Raw genomic sequence first — 18,128 nt, forward strand, 5'->3', positions numbered from 1 at the left:
TGATTAACGTGCTGTGTTCGTACCTAAAAAATTAACTGATAAGTAAGATGACATACCGTGATAAGTAACGATGCACTAGCCAGAACACCGCTAAGCAAAATGCTGATGGCATTATTGCTGGTTGTGCAGTTGCTATGTGTCGTTTCCAGCGCTTTTGCGGCTCAACACGCTGCTGATGATATTCATCATCAAATATTATGGTCGGATACTGCAGAAGTTGGGGCAGCAGAGCAATCAGCATTTACCGATGCCTCAGTGCATACCGGTTGCGACTATTGTAGTCATTGCCATGCTGCGCATATTGGCTTGTTTAAGTCATTACCGGCTTTGCCGGTAATGGCTAATGAACTACTGGTATCTTACCTGAAGGATTTACCCTCTTCCTCTAAACTAAGCATTTACCGCCCACCCATCAGCTGATTCTGTTTTTCTGGTTTTTACATTACCAATAACAGGATTTTGCTATGTTTTTAAAATTAAACACTAAGCGCTTTGCTGCGTTTGGTTTGCTGGTTGCCAGTAGCATTCTGCTGCATCAGGCAGTGGCAGCTGAACCTGCAACAGCGGATTTAACGCTGCAACAAGCAGCGAAAAAGGTGTTGCAACAACACCCACAGCTCCAGGTATTTGATTGGCGCTTAAAAGCGGCTGCCGGGCAGCAACAACTGGCCGAACTGAACCCAGGCTATGAACTGGGCTTGCAGGCCGATAATGCCTTTGGCACGGGTGATATGTCGGGTGTTAAAAGCCTCGAAGTTACGGTGTCGTTGTCTTCCGTTATTGAGCTTGGCGATAAGCGCCAGGCCCGGATGGCGGTGTCCAGTGCAAGTCAGGGATTATTGCTGGCGCAGCGCCAGGCCGCGAGCCTGGATTTACTGGGCGAGCTGACCCAGCGTTTTGTAACTGTGCTGACATTGCAGCAAAAAACGGCGCTGGCGGCACAAACCGTCAGTATGACTGAGCAGGCTTTAACGCTGGTGACGCAGCGGGTGCAGCGTGGTGCAGCACCGGAGGCCGAGCAACTAAGGGCGAAAGTGGCTTTTAAGCAAGCACAGTTGCAGCATGGCTTACTGCAAACCGAGCTGGATAGCAGCAAGTTGGCGCTGGTCAGTTTATGGGGGGCGGAACAAGCCGATTTTAATCAGGTTAGTGGTGATTTATTTCAGCTGGCGCAAAGCCCCTCCTTTCAAACACTTTATCAACAAGTGCTGGCAACCCCCACCGTAGAGGTCTTTGCAGCCCGGCAACGCTTGCGTGATGCTGAGCTGACACTGGCGCAAAGTCAGTCGGCGGGTGATGTACGCTGGCAGATTGGAGCCATGCGTTCACAAGAAAGCCGGGATTTTGGTTTGGTTGCCGGCGTGTCAGTGCCTTTGTTTAGTAAACAGCGTAATCAGGGTGCGATAACTGCGGCGCAGGCAGAGTCTCAGGCGGAACAGTTTGAAAAAGAAACTGCCTTGCTGGATTTACGCGCCCGCTTGTATCAGGCCTGGCAAACTCACCGTTACAGCAGTATGGCAGTAAAGGATATGCAGCGCGATATTCTGCCGCTACTGGAGCAGGCACTACAACAAACTGAAGACGCATACCGCCGTGGCCGTTATGGCTATGCAGAGTGGATTTCTGCCCGTCAGGCACTACAAGACGCTCAGCTTGAGTTGGTTAATGCTGCCAGTACCGCACTGAGCAATCAGGTACTGATTGAACAGCTTGCCGGTGTTGCGCTTGCGGCATCACCTCTGGCGATAAAGACACCCACTCAGCTTATCACTACTGAATCAGGATCTTCCAAATGAAATATTCCGCGTTATTCCTTGCATTACTGATCGCTCAGGGTATGGCTGTTGCACCTGCTCAGGCCGGGCCGGGCCATAGCCATGATGAAAAACCGAAAACGGCACAAACAAACAGCGCTCATGCCCATGATGATAGCGGGCACGATCATGGCAGCGACCATGATGATGATCACGATGAAGCCGCAACGATTGATGCCGACATGGCAAAAAGGGTAGGGATTGAAGTGGCGACTGCCGGTGCTGGTACCATTGAACGCCATATTCCGTTATACGGTGAGCTTGTCATCCCACCTAACCGTCAGGCACAGGTGCGAGCCCGTTTTCCCGGCATGATTACCCAGATAAAGCCTGCAGTTGGCGACACAGTGAAAAAAGACGAGGTGCTGGCGCTGGTGGAATCCAATGACAGCCTGCGCACTTATCCGGTAACCGCGCCGATAGCGGGGGTGTTATTACAGCAATATGCCAGTCAGGGCGAATACACAGCCGGTGAAACGTTATTTTCACTGGCAGACAGCAGCATACTGTGGGCTGAGCTGAAAGTATTCCCGGCCGCAATGGATGAGATAAAAACGGGTTTGCCGGTGCATATCGAAGCTCGCGGTGGCAGGGTTGATAGTCAGATCACCCATATTTTGCCGGCCTCCGGCCAGCCTTATGTATTGGCGCGGGTTGAACTGGATAACAGCAACGGCCGTTTTTCTGCCGGAGAGCGGGTCAGTGCGCTGGTGGATGCTGAAATCATAGCTGTTTCTCTGGTGATAGATAACACGGCCTTACAGGATCTGGGAGGTAAGCAGGTGGTGTTTGTGCGCGAAGGCAACCGCTATGAACCGCGGCCACTGCAGCTAGGCCGCACCGATGGGCGCTTTACGGAAGTGCTGTCTGGTTTGCATGCGGCTGAAGAGTATGTGGTGGTAAATAGTTATCTGATTAAGGCCGAGATCGAAAAGGCCGGCGCAGCTCACGAACACTAAAATTTGCCTGGCTGCGCTTTGGTTCTGCGGCGTTAAAAACCGGCTCAGCATGCTCATTTACCGCATGTAAACTGCGCTGCTTCGCCCGTTCTTGCCTTGCGTAACCTTTGCTCGCTCAGGCAGATGAAAAGGAGATAAACATGATTGAAGCTATCGTTCGTTTCTCAATTGAGCGACGGTATCTGATGCTGGGCCTGATCTTGTTACTGATTGGCGCCGGGCTGTGGAGTTACCAGCGATTACCTATCGATGCAGTACCTGATATTACCAACGTACAGGTACAAATTAACACTGAAGCGCCTGGCTATTCACCTTTGGAAGCCGAGCAACGGATTACCTTTGTGGTGGAAACGGCGCTTTATGGCTTGCCAAAACTAAAATATACCCGTTCGTTGTCACGTTACGGGCTGTCACAGGTTACGGTGGTGTTTGAAGAAGGCACCGACATTTATTTTGCCCGTAACCTGCTTAATGAGCGGCTTGGCAGTATCAAGAATGCACTGCCTGCCGGACTGGAACCACAAATGGGACCCATTGCTACGGGTCTTGGTGAAATATTTGTTTATACCGTCGATGTTAAACCCGGCGCTACTGATGCAAATGGCAAACCGCTTGATGCCATGTATTTGCGTGAAGTACAGGACTGGATTATCAAACCGCAACTGGCGCAAGTGCCCGGTGTGGTTGAGGTTAATACCATCGGTGGTTATGACAAACAGTACCACGTGATGCCTGATCCGGCAAAAATGCTGGCCATGGGTGTGACATTGCCGCAACTGTCAGAGGCGCTGCTTAGCAATAATGCTAACCGTGGGGCAGGTTATATTGAGCGTAATGGCCAGCAATTACTGGTGCGTTCGCCCAGCCAGCTCAGTACTATCAGCAGTATTGAAAATGTGGTGGTAGCGCTAAATGGCTCAGTACCTATCCGGATAAAAGATGTGGCAGAAGTAGGGCTTGGTAAAGAGTTACGTACCGGTGCCGCCACCCGTGACGGCCACGAAACCGTAATGGGTACGGTGATGATGCTGCTGGGTGAAAACTCGCGGACCGTTGCCCGCGATGCTGCTCAAAAGCTGGAAGAGATAAAAGCTTCCCTGCCAGAAAATGTGATTGTTGAAGCGGTATATGACCGTACCACGCTGGTAGATAAAACCATTGCGACTGTGCAAAAAAATCTGCTGGAAGGGGCATTACTGGTCATTGTGGTGCTGTTTGTGCTGCTGGGGAATATCCGCGCGGCACTGATTACCGCCGCCGTAATCCCGCTGGCAATGTTGGCCACCATTACCGGTATGGTACAGCAAGGCGTATCAGCTAACTTGATGAGCCTGGGAGCGCTGGATTTTGGCCTGATTGTCGATGGTGCGGTGATTATTGTCGAAAACTGTATCCGGCGCTTAGGAATGGCACAACACCAAAATGGTGGCTTGCTGGCACTGCGCGAACGCTTAAACGTGGTGTTTGCTGCAACGACCGAAGTGATTAAACCCAGTTTGTTTGGGGTAGCGATTATCACGGTAGTGTATATCCCGATTTTTGCCCTGACCGGCGTTGAAGGCAAAATGTTTCACCCAATGGCCGCTACAGTAGTAATGGCATTACTGGCCGCTATGGTGCTGTCACTGACTGTGGTTCCTGCCGCCGTTGCCGTGTTTATGAGCGGTAAAATCAACGAACAGGAAAGCCGGGTTATTGTGGCTGCAAAATCACTGTATCGTCCGGTGTTGCATGCCGTAATCAAGCTGCGTTTGCTGGTTGCTGGTTTGGCAACGCTGCTGGTCGCGGTTTGTTTATGGCTTGCCACCACGCTGGGATCGGAATTTATCCCACAATTGGATGAAGGCGATATTGCCTTGCATGCGATGCGGGTAACCGGTACCGGGCTGGAGCAGTCAGTTGCAATGCAGGAAGTACTGGAGCAGCGGATTAAGCAATTTCCTGAAGTTGATAAGGTTTTTGCCAAAATTGGTACGCCGGAAGTAGCAACTGATCCGATGCCGCCGAACGTTGCAGACAACTTTGTTATTTTAAAACCGCGCAGCGAATGGCCGGATCCGCGTAAAACCAAAGCGGCGCTGGTAGCTGAAATGGAACAGGCACTGGAACAACTGCCTGGTAATAACTACGAGTTTACCCAGCCGATTCAGATGCGTTTTAACGAGCTGATTTCTGGTGTGCGTTCGGATGTGGGCATTAAAGTGTTTGGTGATGACCTGGATGTGCTGTTAAGCGTAGCAAACAGCATTGAGCAGGTTGCCAACAGTATTAGCGGCGCGGCAGATGTGAAAACAGAACAGGTATCCGGTTTACCGGTACTGTCGGTAATGCCAAAGCTAACGGCTTTATCCCGTTACGGACTAACAGTCAGCCAGTTTCAGGATATCATCGCCATGTCGATTGGTGGCGAAGAGGCGGGGCTAATCTATGAAGGTGATCGCCGGTTTCAGCTAATAGTTCGTTTACCGGAGCAAATCCGCAGTGATATTGATAGCCTGTCATGGCTGCCTATTCCAACGCCGGATGGAGGCTATGTACCGCTAAATGAAATTGCTACGCTGGATATTCAACCGGCACCGGCACAAATCAGCCGCGAAAATGGTAAGCGCCGTATTGTGGTATCGGCTAATGTGCGCGAGCGCGATCTGGGTAGCTTTGTTGCCGAACTGAAACAGCGGATTAGTGCCGACGTCACTCTGCCAGCCGGTTACTGGCTGGATTATGGCGGTACTTTTGAGCAATTGGAGTCGGCCAGTAAACGGCTGGCAATCGTAGTGCCGGTGACCTTATTGCTGATTATCGCCTTGTTGGTGATGGCGTTTAATTCGCTCAAAGATGCACTGATTATCTTTACCGGTGTGCCACTGGCACTGACGGGGGGCGTACTGGCACTGTGGCTGCGCGATATGCCGCTGTCTATTTCAGCCGGTGTCGGCTTTATTGCCTTGTCTGGTGTCGCGGTGCTGAACGGTCTGGTAATGGTATCGTTTATGCGCCAGCTATGGCAGGAAAAAGGCGATTTACTGTATGCCGTGGTTGAAGGCGCGTTGATCCGGTTACGTCCGGTATTGATGACAGCGCTGGTGGCCAGCCTGGGGTTTGTGCCAATGGCGTTGAATACCGGCACCGGGGCAGAAGTACAGCGCCCGCTGGCAACAGTAGTGATTGGCGGTATTATCTCGGCTACTTTGCTGACATTAGTAGTACTGCCGGCGTTATACCACTGGCTGCATCAGAATGACCAAAGGTTAGCTGATTAGATCGTTGTCATCCTCAATTCAATAATGTGGCAAGCGTTACCGCGGGATGACCCTATCGGGTATCCCGCGCATGCTACAACCGTAAAAGGTAAAGTGTTCTGCCTCTGCCAGAGCGGGAGAGTTTTATCGCGTTTGTCTAGGGCGTGTTGGCGGCGCTACCGCAATAAAACCGGGTTAAAACAGTACTGATTTTGCACAGCAAACCTGAGATAAGTTATTTATCTCAGGTTTTGGCGGCTATCTTCTACACTTACAGGTAGAATACGCCTTTATTTGCGTGTCTGCCGTCTTTGTTCAGCGCCCACCTGTAGGATCTGTTATGAAAAAAACCTTTGCGTTAACTCACCCTAAGCTGCAACCGGCGCGTTTAGTTGACGCTATTAAACACGAAATTCGCAAATATCTGGCGCGCGAACGGCGTAAAGCGGTGCCAGCCGATAAAGACTATTGGACCTTTGATTGCCGCTTTGGCGCCTCAGAGGCGGAAGCGAAACCGATGTTCACCTCTGAAATCAATCAACATATCGACGCGGCGGCCGCGCAGCAGTGGCCGCAGTTTTATATCGAAATTCTGGCTCGTGCCTGTAATCACAAGCCGCGCCCGGATAGCGATCTTGAGTAAGCTTCACTTATAAGCTGCAGCCAGGCTGCAGAGGAATTCTTATGCAATTTTCAGCTTTAAATTTGGCACCAGACTTACTGCGTGGCTTAACAGCCTGTGGTTTTAGTGAGCTTACGCCAGTGCAGGCGCAGGCGATAGTGCCGGCGCGGCGCGGCAAAGATTTACAGGTTACTGCGCAAACCGGAACCGGTAAAACCGCGGCCTTTGCGATTCCATTATTACAACGCTTGGTGGATACGCCGCAAGCTGTGGTTGAGCGGCGGCCCCGGGCGTTAATTTTAACGCCAACCCGGGAGCTTGCCGAGCAGATTGCCAATGCGATTAGCACCTATGCCCAATTTTTGCCACTTAGCGTCACTGCGATTTATGGCGGCGTTAAAATGGGCGGGCAGGCCAGTAAATTACAGAACGGCGTTGATATCGTGGTCAGTACGCCGGGCCGCTTAATTGAGCATATGGCGCTGGGTAACGTGATCTTAAGTGACGTTGCTTTTGTGGTGCTGGATGAGGCTGATCGTATGCTTGATATGGGCTTTAGTACTGATGTGCTGAAGTTAGTGGAGATGACCGCAGCCAGCCGGCAAACACTGCTGTTTTCTGCGACCACGTCGCCAGCAGTGAATGAACTGTCTCACAAGATTTTGAAAAATCATCAGCAAATCCGGGTAGCGAAAACCAACAGCACTGCCGACACGGTGGAGCATGTGGTGTATCCGGTAGAAGAAAGTCGCAAAATCGAGTTATTTGAACAACTGTTAGCTGAGCACAACTGGTTTCAGGTGCTGGTTTTTACCAGTACCAAAGAGCAGGCCGATCGGTTACTCGCCGATCTGCAAAAAGCTAAAGTGAATGCTGCGGTTTGTCATGCCGATAAAAGCCAGGGCAGTCGTCGCCGCGCACTGGCCGATTTTAAATCAGCCAAACTGCAGGTACTGATTGCTACTGAAGTTGCCGCCCGGGGTCTGGATATTCAGGGGCTGGATTATGTGGTGAACTTTAACTTGCCGTATTTACCGGAAGACTATGTCCACCGCATAGGTCGCACCGGGCGCGCTGGCGCCAAGGGGCAGGCGATCTCCTTTGTCAGCCGTGAAGAAGAGCAAAATCTGGAGCGTATTCAAAAGCTGATTGGCAGTACTATTGCGCGGGTGGTGAAACCCGGCTTTGAAGTCAGCAACCGCGGCAGCTTGTTAAAAAGCATTTCGCGTAAAGTGCTTGGCACCCGCGCCAATAAAGCCAGCGCGACCCAGATTGATGTTGCCACCCCGAAAGCAAAAGCAAAAAAGCCAGCCGGCAGCGCAGCGGTAAAACCTGGTAAAGCCCGCCGCAGCTAAGCTCAATACATTCACAGCACGCAGCGCAAACCGTTATCGTGAATGGCGGTTCTGCGCTGGCGCACCGTGCTACTTTAGTCGATAGCTTAAAGCTGTCGCACTTACAGCAGAAAGCCGTTATTACAAGCAGTTACACTCAATAGTGCGGCCTGGTCAGTGTGCGGGGAATGGCATAAAAATCACGATGAATAACGCTTAGCGCTTTACTTCCTACCGCTAAGGGTTAGAATACGCGCGCTGTTCTGAGCAAAGACTACACCGCTCTGGTTATATAAGGTAATTGCAATGCATCCGATGTTAAACATCGCGGTCCGCGCTGCCCGTTTCACCGGTAACGTCATCATTTTCGTCGGTATTATGCTGGCCGGAATCCTTTGTCTGGTTTCGCAACGCCGTGTCTGTAAAACGCCTGTTCTTATGTTATCTGCCAAGCTCTTGCCTCAGTCTCAACCTCTTTATTTGCTGCGCTGTTTTATCACCCGCGTCCGCCATCTTACGGTGTATTGCCACCATGCCGGACACCCTGATAACAGCCGGCACGCCAGGGTCGGCCCAACGTATTCCTGCCTCCCTGCCAACCGCTTTTCGTTTACTACCGCTGTTTTGTCGCTGTTATCTGTCGCCCTGAGCAAGCAAGCCTGTGCTGCCACAGGGATGCAGGGCGCTTATGGTCACTCAGGCTAAAAGACAAAACACAGTTCAGTTAACGGCAAGGTTCACTCACTTTTAATTTAAACCGTGCAATATCTAGCGGAGAGCTTTGGCAATGGTACTGACTCTGACATCCACACTGGCACTATTTGTATTAATAGCGCTGTCGACCGTGGTTTTTTTCGCAGCTAAACGTTTTAAAATGCCTTATACCGTGTTGCTGGTGCTGGTTGGCCTGCTGCTGGTGCCGATTGTCAGCTTGCCCTATGTCAGTACGGTTTTCGGCTTTATCAGCGAGATGGCACTGACACCGGAGTTACTGTTCTTTATCTTCCTGCCGGTGCTGATTTTTGAATCCGGCTTTAATATGAACTTCCGCAAGATGGTCGATAACGCCTGGGCCATTTCGTTACTGGCGGTGGTGGGTCTCTGTATCTCGTCAGTGATGATCGGTACCTTGCTCTACTACCTGTTACCGCTGATTGGGATTGAAGTACCCTTTATTCTGACGCTGATGTTCGGTGCCATTATCTCTGCCACCGATCCGGTCGCGGTGCTGTCGATGTTTAAAGAATTTGGCGTGCCTCGCCGCTTAGGAATGATTTTTGAAGGTGAAAGTTTGTTTAACGATGGTACCGCCGTCGCCTTATTTTTCGTGTTCTTTGCCATAGCTACCGATGGTTTTAATGGCAGCGCTACGGTACTGCACGGTATCAGCGAGTTTGTCATTATGCTGACCTCGGGTGTGGTGATTGGCCTGGTGTTGGCAGGACTGTTTTCCAAAGCACTGCACTTTACAAAAAGCAATGAATTTGTAACTGTCACCTTGTTAGTGATCTCGGCCCACCTGGTGTTTATCCTGACCGAGTTGATTAACAGCCTGGGCTATTTCCATGTGTCGTCGATTATTGCGACGACTGTTGCCTCCTTATTCCTTGGTAATTACTCGCGTAATATCCTGGCGCCGAAGGTCGATGAGTACCTGAGTAAGCTGATTGAGAACATGGCTTTTATCGTTAACTCGCTGGTGTTCCTGATGGCGGGCTTATTGTTCGCCAGCCTGGGCGTTAATTTTGCTGAGCTGTGGTTACCAATCTTGCTGACAGTGGTTGTGGTGGCCGTAACCCGGATCGTCGCGGTTTATGCGGTGATGGTGCCACTTAACTGGAGTAAGGTAGAAGAAACTATTCCCGCATCGTGGAATAAGTTATTGGCCTGGGCCAGTTTGCGCGGTGCCTTGTCGATTATTATCGTGTTGATTATCCCGGAAGACTTTACGCTGGAAGGCTGGAGCCTGCCATATTCGCCACGCGATTTCCTGCTGGCACTGACCATCGGCTGTATTCTGGCGACCCTGTTTATTAAAGCGCCGATGATTGGCCCTATGATGCGCCGCTACAAAATCAATGCCGCCGAGCCACTGGGAACCGCACATCGTGCCGATCTGGGTATTTACTATCTGCTGACGGAGCGGTCGCGCTTACAGGAACACCGCGCGAAAGGCTTTTTCAGTGAAGAAAAATACCAGTTTTTATTGGCGCAGGTAGAGAAAAAGCTCGGCGAAGCCAAAGCAGAACGTGAGGCCCTGATGCAGCGTTATGGCCGGACCATCTTTGTGCAGTCGCTACATCTGGCGATGGTCAATATCGAATTTACCATCCTGAAACGCTTGTATATTAATGATGAAGTCAGTTTACGGCCTTATCGCAAAATCTATAGCAAGTTGTTCTTACAGAAAGAAAAAATTGAGTATGCCCAGCATAGCCATATCGATCCGGAAGCCTTTAAAGAGCGAAAGGATATCTTTGAATGGCTGGCCAATATGATGCACACCTTGTTCAGTCGCAAGGTCAGCGAGCAGAAGTTACTGGAAGAAAAATTGGAGTATTATCGCAGTCAGATGATTATTGCCCGTAAAGCACTGATTATTATTGGCCTGATGCAGGATAATTTTGACGAGCCGGTATTCCAGGCGGATATTTATGCCGAAGTCACCGAGTTGTACCGGCAATATCAGGAGCGCAATGCCGGCAAACAGGCTGCATTGACTGCACAGCACCCGCAGGTCTTATCAGCACATCTGGAGCAACTGGCGAACCGTTCGTTGGCGCAATCCGGTCAGCGGGCACTGAACTATTTACATGAGAATGGTCTGGTAACGGAAGCGGCCGAAGAAGATATCCGCCACCGGTTTGATACCAGTAATCATAGTGCCTAGCGCGGTGTTTTCGCAGCGCAGCGGCATTTAACGGGTCAGCCTGTTAAAAGCGGGTCAAACGGGTAGCAACAGGCGCGGGGTAATCAGCCGCGCCTTGTTTTTACATAGCGATCAGCAGACAGCAGAGGAGTCGTCTTTGTCTGAATTAACCAAGTCAATTGCTGCTGCCGGCACGCCAGCATCCGCCAGCTTTTCCCCCACAGTGTTAGTCTTGCCGGTGGTTGGCGCGGTCAGTTTTGTGCATCTGCTGAATGATATTATTCAGGCCATCTTGCCTGCGATCTATCCGATGTTAAAACTGGATTATGCGCTGAGCTTTACCCAGATTGGCTTAATTACGCTGATTTTTCAGCTTACCGCATCGTTATTGCAACCGGCGGTCGGCCTGTACACCGATAAGCATCCCAAACCCTTGTTACTGCCACTTGGTATGGTGTTTACGCTGCTTGGTCTGGTGTTACTCAGCCTGGGGCAAAGTTTTGCCATGTTGTTGCTGGCTTCAGCACTGATCGGGTTAGGCTCGTCAACTTTTCATCCGGAAGCGTCGCGGGTAGCCCGAATGGCGTCGGGTGGTCGTTATGGCTTTGCGCAGGGGTTATTTCAGGTCGGCGGTAATGCCGGCTCGGCCCTGGGGCCATTGTTAGCGGCTCTGATTATTATTCCGCGGGGCCAGGGGAGTATTGGCTGGTTTTGCCTGTTAGCAATAGTTGGCATTATGGTGCTGTTGCGCGTCAGTCGCTGGGTGGTTAGCAGTAACGCCCGTCTGCAATTGCGTAGCGCGGCAAAAAATGGCAATGGCTTAACAGTGCAGCAAACCCGGCAGGCGCTGCTGGTACTGGCGCTGCTGGTGTTTTCCAAATACGTCTATATGACCTGCCTCAGCAACTTTTACACCTTTTATCTGATTGAAAACTTTGCAGTATCCGTTGCAGATTCCCAGCTGTTTTTATTTTTATTTCTGGCTGCAGTGGCAGTGGGTACAGTGGCAGGTGGGCCTATCGGCGACAGGATAGGGCGTAAGCCGGTGATCTGGGTGTCTATTGTTGGTGCGGCGCCGTTGGCGTTGCTACTACCCTATGTCAATTTAGCCGGGGCTGCCGTGCTGACCGTGTTGATTGGGCTGATTATGTCCTCAGCCTTTTCGGCGATTATCGTCTTTGCCCAGGAGTTGATGCCAGCCAAAATCGGTATGATTTCCGGTGTATTCTACGGCATGATGTTTGGCATCAGTGGCATCAGTGGCATCGCCGCCGCCTTGCTCGGCATGCTGGCCGATGCCACCAGTATCAGCACCATCTTTAAGCTTTGTGCCTGGTTTCCGCTACTGGGGATGCTGGCGTTTTGGTTACCCAGGATCCCGCGACCACAAACCTAGCACGCATAATCAGCTTTTGGTTAATCCCAGTGCTGAGCGGATAGAGTTAGCAAACTCGGTAAAGCGTTCCTGTAAGGTGCGTTTTACACTGATACTGACCGAGCCCAGTACCGAGATACCCTCAACCCGGATAAAGTGCGTTTTGGCTTGCCCCGGGCCGCCGCTGCTGACGTTATTGCTGCTGGAAGAGGCGATATTGTTCACATCGCTAATTACTGCAACGTGTTCAGGTACCTTGATCGTGACGCTGCCCAGCCAGTTTTGCACTTTTATTGTTAGCTGCGTATGGTCAAACTGCGCTTCAGAAAAATCCAGCTCAACCGAGGAGAGCGCATTAATGATGGTCAGATGTTGTGGTACCCGCCATGGGCCACTGCGTTCATCACTGCTTAATACCGAAACCAGGCGATCACAGTCAGTCGGCGCGCTTTGCTGGTGCGCCTGATTATGGCGACCCGGCGAGTTAAAATTTTGCGCCCACATGGCGCGATATTTGGCATCGGGTAATAAAGTGAGGTCAGCAACCTGTTCGGCCAGCAGCAGGTGATCATCAGAATTGGTGGCAATATCCAGCCGCCGTTCAAAGGCTTGCTCGGAAATGACACCATGGCTGTAGTTCATAATCAGTTGGTCAATCACCTCTTCCCTGATTTGAGCAACAGGCCGGTCTTGCAGTTTTACGCCTGTGGTATCAATTGCCATCTCGCTATCCTTTTGCTGGTTGCTGCCGGAGCCGGCACACAGTACTGATCGAATAACTATCAGCATGGCCCAATTTTGTCAGTTAGCACAGCAGAAAATTGTAAGCGATTTTAACAGCCAGAAAACATCAGCCTTCTGGCTGTGGTCTACTGCCGGGTAGTTCGCGCCTGTCAGGTAAGCTTTAGCGCCAGCGTTGCAACATGCCGCCCCTGAAAGCGCGCCATATTCAGCTCTTTTGGCGAGGGCGCGCGTTTCCCATCTGCCCCGGCTATACAGGCAGCACCCAGTGGTGAGCCCCCTTTAAGCTCTGAAATATCGGCCAACTCCGGACAGCTGTAAGGCAAGCCAACGATAATCATGCCATGGTGCAATAGCGTGGTATGAAAGGACTGCACTGTGGTTTCGTTGCCACCACCGGTGCCGGTAGAGGTAAAAACGCTGCCAATTTTGCCAATCAGTTTGCCTTGTGCCCAAAGCCCACCGGTTTGATCAAGGAAATTGCGCATTTGCGAGGCCATATTGCCAAAGCGGGTTGGGGTGCCGAAGATGATCGCATCGTAATCGGCCAGCTCAGCAGGCTTAGCTATTGCGGCTGCCTGATCCAGCTTCACACCGGCTGATTTCGCCACTTCAGGGGGCATCAGTTCCGCCACCCGTTTAATATCCACCTGCACGCCACTAACTTGTCGGGCGCCTTCGGCAACCGCATTCGCCATGGTCTCGACATGGCCGTATGATGAGTAGTACAGCACCAGTAGTTTTTTCATAAGGTCCTCATAAGTATTAATGGCATCAAGCAGTTTAAGGTTCTGCCACAGGCCGCTGTTATCACGCCTTTGGCGACCGGAGCAGTGCCGGCGACAGTCTGGGCAGGTACGCTGACAGCAATAAGCTTAGCTGCAATAGCCGCCGCTTGTCTTATGACTCCGCCAGTTGTTTGGCATGCAACACGGCATTTTTAATGGTCTCTTGCCAAAAACTGTCGGGCTGCGCTGCTGACTTACCCGGTTTCAGCGTCCAATTCAGGGTGTAATCAAGATAAACGCCGTCGTCTTCTTCAAAGATGGTATTAGTGACAAAGCCGCTATACACCTCATCCTGATAAGATTTAAAAATCACCGTCAGGGTTAGCGGTTCGGCCACAACCAGCTCTCTGATCACTTTGCCCTGTGCCGTCTCCATTTCCCGTTCAATGCAATTGGCACTGTGTTCCCGTAGTATTGCGACCCGGACTATCCCGGGTACGTATTTGTCAGGACGACGCATTTTATCGAGCATCATGTCCCAGAGTTTATTCGCACTTGCATGCACCTTTACCCGATAGTTCACTAATGGCATAGCGGCCTCCACTGTTGGTTCTGCTACTAAGCTTAGAGGGTGTGACCGCCGTGCACTAGCGCGAGATCTGAAACAGCTGCGTTTCAAAATAGCTAGCTATAGGATAGGGCGTTTGCCCGGGCGTCCGGGGCAAACTCTGTTGCACCCAGTTTAGGAGCTGGTTTTGCGCTGTTGACTGAACCAGACACTGCCCAGTACCACCACAATACCAAGGATTTGCAGTACCGACAGGGCTTGCCCCAGGATCAGCCAACCCAGCATTACGGCACTTAGCGGGCTTAAAAAACCCAAAGGTGCCACCAGATTGGGGCTTAGCCGGGCAATGCCACGAAACCAGATAATGTAGGTAAAGGCGGCACCCAGCAGCCCCAGATATAAAAAACCGGCGATATTGACCAGTGTCAGGGACGGCAGAGCTGGCTCGAAAAACCATGCCGCAGGCACTAACAGAATGCCGCCAGCCGTGAGTTGCCAGCTGGTAAAGGTCAGGGTGCTGACCGCCGGTTGCCAGCGCCGGCTCAAGACAGTGCCCAATGCCATGGCAACGGCACTGCCGATCCCGGCTGCAATGCCCACAGGATCAAGTTTAGCCGCCGGTGTCAGAATCAGTAGCGCGACCCCGAGTATGCCGGCCACGGCAGCGATTAGTGCGCTGGTGTGAATCTTGGTGCCCAGTAATCCTCTGGATAAGACGATAACAAACAAAAACTGCATTGCCCCCAGGGTTGCAGCCACGCCTCCGGGCAAGCGGTACGCCGCGATAAATAATAACCACCAGAACACTGAGAAATTCAGGGCGCCGAGCAGAAAAATCCGGCCCAGCCAGTGTCTGTCGGGAAGTTGCCGCACCAACAGTAACAGCAGGATACCGGCAGGTAAGGCCCTTAGCATTGACGTGGTAAGCGGATAGCCCAGTGGCAACATCTCGGTGGTGATCAGATAAGTGCTGCCCCAGATCACTGGCGCCAGGCCAGTGATCAGCACGTCACGGGCGTTGCTTTCACGGTTCATTGGTGAGTCCTGTGCCTGCTGTTGTGATCAGATTATCCTGTTGTCTGCTGTGCCACTAGTACTAAAAATGGCCGGGCGCTGTTTCGTTTTTATACGCTATCCGTTTACGTCGTGCCTGTTCCGCCGCGGAAAGGCGAGTTAAACCGCGAGCCAGAATAGTTGGCACTAGAGCTGGGCTTAAGATCTAAGCTGAACTATGCTGTGTTACGCTAATGCCCGCTGCCGGGCACGTTTTGCCAGCCTGAAGATGAGCTTGTCATGGATTTAAATGCGACCCGCTATTTCGTAAAGATCGTGCAAATGGGCAGTATCTCTGCCGCAGCCAGGGTACTGAATTTGCCAAAGGCAACCCTAAGCCGGCAATTATCAGCTCTGGAGCAGCGACTTGGCAACCGACTACTAAACCGCTCCACCCGGGCGTTGTCGCTAACCGATTTGGGGCAGGAATACTATGCCAGCGTTGTTAGCCTGATTGACGAACTAGAGCTGGCAGAGCAGAGCTTGCTGCAGCAACATGCCGAGCCTGCTGGCTTGATCCGGATTGGTGCCACCACTGGCTACTGTCAGCATCGGATTACGCCTCTGTTACCGGGCTTTCTTACTGCGTATCCCAGGGTCCGGATTGAATTAAAGCTAAGTGAGCAACGCAGCCACGTTGTGCAGGATGGGCTCGATCTTACCATCAGAATGGGGGAGTTGGCTGACTCTGAATTGTTGTGCCGTAAAATTGGTACTGTCAGACGGATCCTCTGTGCTGCCCCCGCTTATCTTGCAAAATCGGAAACGCTGGTCACTCCGGACGATCTGAGACGGCAGCAATGTGTGGTATTGTCTGCCGCGCTGGATAAATGGCAGTTTGAGAATAATATTTCGGTCAGCGTAAATTGGCAGATCGCAGCCGGTAATATGTCTAACGCCTGTCAGTTAGTGCTGGCTGGGCAAGGGATAGGGTTGCTACCTGATTTTATGGTGGCGGAATATCTTGCCACAGGGCAACTGCTCAGCTTATTGCCGGATTATCCGGCCAGCCAGACGCCGGTGCATGTGCTGTATGCCAATAGTAAGGCTAAAACGACCGCCGCTATGGCTTTTGTTGATTATCTGGTATCAGCGCTGCGTTGAAACGCTGTGGCTGCGGGTTTCTATAACTCTGTTTTCATTGACACTGCGGCATCACCATTGGCAGCAGTAGCATTCTCCATTTGTTTGGTGACAGTGTATACGCTATAGCCACTCTTCCCATGCTGCTTCACCTGATACATCGCCTGATCGGCATGGGCTAGCAATTCGGCTAAACTGGTGCCTTGCGCCGGGCAGATACTGACACCAATACTGGCTCCAAGCTGATATACCTTGTTACCCAGCTCAACTGGTTGTTTTAAGATCGTCAGTAGTTTATCGGCTAGCTTGTGGAGTTGCTCTGACTGATCCAGCTGGGTAGCAATCACCACAAACTCATCGCCACCGATCCGGGCGCAGATATCGGTGCTGCGCACCGAGCGCCTTAACCGGTTAGCTACCTCCAGTAGTACCTTATCGCCGGTTTGATGGCCATACAGGTCATTGATCGGTTTAAAGTTATCCAGATCGATATAGTAAATCGCTACAAACTGGTGCGGCCGGGTGGCCAGCAGCAGAGCCTTATCAAACAGCATATCCATATAACGCTTATTATTGAGTCCGGTTAGCGGATCCTGATAGGCCAGCTCCAGCGCCTGGCTTTCGGCATCAGATAAACGCTGATAAAACAGTGCAAATACTGCCAGTAGCAAGCTCAGATATAACGCCATCGTCAGAATGGTGCCAAGCACAAAGCCTAATACCCGCCACCAGGACAGTGTTAACACAAAGGGAAAAGTCGCCCAATGCAGTGCCAGTACCAAGGCGATACCCGAGGTAAAAAGCAGGGCTTGTTTAGGGACTGCCTGGCGGTGTTGAAAGCAGCTGTAGGCAACGTAGCTTAAACAGCCCAGATTAAACAGCGCAAAGATGATCATCGGACCTAATTGCGGTCGTTGTAACAAGCTGAACAGGACTAACAGGCCAAATAGCAGGCTGGCGGGACCAACGAAAACAACGGTAGGTAGCGGTAATTGCAAAAAACGTTTCAGGCCATGAATTAGAAATATTTTTTCCAGAATAATAAAGCCGGCATACCAGACAAAGGTATCGATAAAAAGCAACGCCGGCAAGCTCAGCAGTAGTTGAAGTCGGGCCAGACACATCGCAGCCAGCGCCAGGGCCCAAAACCCGGCTCCCGGATTGGTGCGCGGTACCCGCGAGCAAATCAGAAATAACAACAGCAGCAGTAGATACAAGGCACTGCCAGCAATATGCACAACCTGATACCAAGCCATATCCATCTTTGCCTGTCACCCGCTGCTGTCAGCACCCGCGGTGCCGGCTAATACAGCATTGCCGGAGTTAGTATCTAAATACTATAGTGCAGCCCGTTGCAGTTTGCCACCCGGCATCCAGCGCCTTTAGTGCTGAGGGTGCGCGCGAGTATTTAACTGCACTCTGGCTGGGGTTGGCTGTGCCTGCGACTTCACACTGAACGTTCGACGGGGGCGTGCTTGGCGCTGCTCCAGCAACTTGCCGACGCCAAAGGCCGTGCTAAGTAATAAAACCGGTATTGCCACCAGATGCATCAGCAGAGACAGCTCAGCAGCAAAGTTGATCCACAAAATCAGCCACCAGTTACCAAGCCAGACCAGCACAGTGAAAGCCGTTGCAAATTTAGTTTTCATCTTGTTTCCGTCCGTTGTTATGTCTGTAGTTTGCAGTTTACGCCTTGCCAAAGGGGGACCACAGTGTCACTATTGATAAAAATAAGGTGAATAG

At 51.5% G+C, this 18,128-nt stretch carries 16 protein-coding genes; 10 read left to right on the top strand and 6 right to left on the bottom strand.

From position 1 onward, the window contains the following. Positions 1-105 precede the first annotated feature (105 nt). From AEST_RS05800 to AEST_RS05840, 9 genes are all read left to right on the top strand, one after another. Positions 106-420: a hypothetical protein gene (locus AEST_RS05800; RefSeq protein ID WP_008607703.1), complete on the top strand. Its 315-nt coding sequence runs from the start codon at positions 106-108 to the stop codon at positions 418-420. Positions 421-464: 44 nt separating this feature from the next. Continuing rightward, complete coding sequence (locus AEST_RS05805) at positions 465-1,796, top strand: TolC family protein (protein WP_008607705.1); 1,332 nt, start codon at positions 465-467, stop codon at positions 1,794-1,796. After that, entirely contained in the window at positions 1,793-2,773 is a 981-nt protein-coding gene (locus AEST_RS05810; RefSeq protein WP_008607706.1) for an efflux RND transporter periplasmic adaptor subunit, read from the top strand. The genes AEST_RS05805 and AEST_RS05810 overlap by 4 nt, the downstream gene beginning before the upstream one ends. Positions 2,774-2,913: 140 nt before the next feature. Beyond that, positions 2,914-6,033, top strand: coding sequence for an efflux RND transporter permease subunit (locus AEST_RS05815; RefSeq protein WP_008607707.1), 3,120 nt, complete (start codon positions 2,914-2,916; stop codon positions 6,031-6,033). Positions 6,034-6,352: 319 nt separating this feature from the next. Continuing rightward, positions 6,353-6,655: a DUF6172 family protein gene (locus tag AEST_RS05820; protein WP_008607708.1), complete on the top strand. Its 303-nt coding sequence runs from the start codon at positions 6,353-6,355 to the stop codon at positions 6,653-6,655. Between the two features lie 41 nt (positions 6,656-6,696). Then, on the top strand, positions 6,697-7,989 hold the full coding sequence (locus tag AEST_RS05825; RefSeq protein ID WP_008607709.1) for a DEAD/DEAH box helicase: 1,293 nt from the start codon (positions 6,697-6,699) through the stop codon (positions 7,987-7,989). Between the two features lie 285 nt (positions 7,990-8,274). After that, positions 8,275-8,673: a hypothetical protein gene (locus tag AEST_RS05830; RefSeq protein ID WP_039925162.1), complete on the top strand. Its 399-nt coding sequence runs from the start codon at positions 8,275-8,277 to the stop codon at positions 8,671-8,673. A gap of 82 nt (positions 8,674-8,755) precedes the next feature. Continuing rightward, a complete protein-coding gene (locus tag AEST_RS05835; protein ID WP_008607711.1) occupies positions 8,756-10,858 on the top strand; it encodes a cation:proton antiporter in 2,103 nt (700 codons plus the stop codon). Between the two features lie 136 nt (positions 10,859-10,994). Further along, positions 10,995-12,233, top strand: coding sequence for an MFS transporter (locus tag AEST_RS05840; protein ID WP_039925185.1), 1,239 nt, complete (start codon positions 10,995-10,997; stop codon positions 12,231-12,233). A 9-nt stretch (positions 12,234-12,242) separates the two neighbouring features. Here AEST_RS05840 and AEST_RS05845 read toward each other — a convergent pair whose 3' ends face one another. The 4 genes from AEST_RS05845 to AEST_RS05860 all read right to left on the bottom strand — a co-directional run bounded on the left by AEST_RS05845 (position 12,243) and on the right by AEST_RS05860 (position 15,284). Beyond that, positions 12,243-12,935: a LiaF domain-containing protein gene (locus AEST_RS05845; protein WP_008607713.1), complete on the bottom strand. Its 693-nt coding sequence runs from the start codon at positions 12,933-12,935 to the stop codon at positions 12,243-12,245. A gap of 170 nt (positions 12,936-13,105) precedes the next feature. Continuing rightward, positions 13,106-13,702, bottom strand: a complete 597-nt coding sequence (wrbA, locus tag AEST_RS05850) for an NAD(P)H:quinone oxidoreductase (protein WP_008607715.1) — start codon at positions 13,700-13,702, stop codon at positions 13,106-13,108. Positions 13,703-13,853: 151 nt separating this feature from the next. Further along, positions 13,854-14,273 carry an AtaL-like protein gene (locus tag AEST_RS05855; protein ID WP_039925165.1) on the bottom strand — a complete coding sequence of 140 codons (420 nt, stop codon included), beginning with the start codon at positions 14,271-14,273 and terminating at the stop codon, positions 13,854-13,856. A 150-nt stretch (positions 14,274-14,423) separates the two neighbouring features. Further along, the gene (locus AEST_RS05860; protein WP_008607717.1) at positions 14,424-15,284 is read right to left on the bottom strand and encodes an EamA family transporter; all 861 of its coding nucleotides are present in this window, start codon (positions 15,282-15,284) and stop codon (positions 14,424-14,426) included. Between the two features lie 258 nt (positions 15,285-15,542). Between AEST_RS05860 and AEST_RS05865 the strand changes: the two genes are divergently transcribed. Further along, positions 15,543-16,406 carry a LysR family transcriptional regulator gene (locus tag AEST_RS05865; protein WP_008607718.1) on the top strand — a complete coding sequence of 288 codons (864 nt, stop codon included), beginning with the start codon at positions 15,543-15,545 and terminating at the stop codon, positions 16,404-16,406. A gap of 20 nt (positions 16,407-16,426) precedes the next feature. On the opposite strand, the gene AEST_RS05870 is transcribed toward AEST_RS05865, so the two are convergent. Together AEST_RS05870 and AEST_RS05875 are read right to left on the bottom strand one after the other, a co-directional pair. Continuing rightward, positions 16,427-17,647 (bottom strand): GGDEF domain-containing protein, encoded by a 1,221-nt coding sequence (locus AEST_RS05870; protein WP_008607719.1) that lies wholly within the window; start codon positions 17,645-17,647, stop codon positions 16,427-16,429. A gap of 120 nt (positions 17,648-17,767) precedes the next feature. Next, positions 17,768-18,034 (bottom strand): hypothetical protein, encoded by a 267-nt coding sequence (locus tag AEST_RS05875; RefSeq protein WP_008607720.1) that lies wholly within the window; start codon positions 18,032-18,034, stop codon positions 17,768-17,770. Between the last annotated feature and the right edge of the window lie 94 nt (positions 18,035-18,128).

The sequence above is a fragment of the Alishewanella aestuarii B11 genome (assembly GCF_000280055.1).
GTDB lineage: Bacteria > Pseudomonadota > Gammaproteobacteria > Enterobacterales > Alteromonadaceae > Alishewanella > Alishewanella aestuarii.